Below are 233 nucleotides of genomic sequence, written 5' to 3'. Positions count from 1 at the left end.
CGTTGCCGCCGCTCGCCCAGGTGACGCCGGGCGCGCCCGCGCCGGGCAACGCGACGGGCACCGCGACGGGTGTGCCCGTCAATCCGCCCGCGCCGGAAGGCTCGACGTCGGCGGGCTCGCCCGGCACCAGCAATCCCAACGCGCAGGCGAGCGGCCCCGGCATGCCGGAAGGCGCCGTCGGCCAGACGCAGAAAGCCGCCGAGCCGGTGCGCACGCAGGCCGAGGAAGCCGTC

1 pseudogene is annotated in these 233 nt (G+C 78.1%); it reads left to right on the top strand.

Annotation, left to right across the window (positions count from 1 at the left end):
• Positions 1-233, top strand: a pseudogene (locus SB753_RS41850) (hypothetical protein); the annotation flags it as partial.

Source organism: Paraburkholderia sp. SIMBA_053, assembly GCF_046534895.1.
GTDB lineage: Bacteria > Pseudomonadota > Gammaproteobacteria > Burkholderiales > Burkholderiaceae > Paraburkholderia > Paraburkholderia caledonica.
The sequence above is the reverse complement of the archived record's forward strand: the minus strand, read 5'-3'. Positions and strand labels throughout refer to the sequence as shown.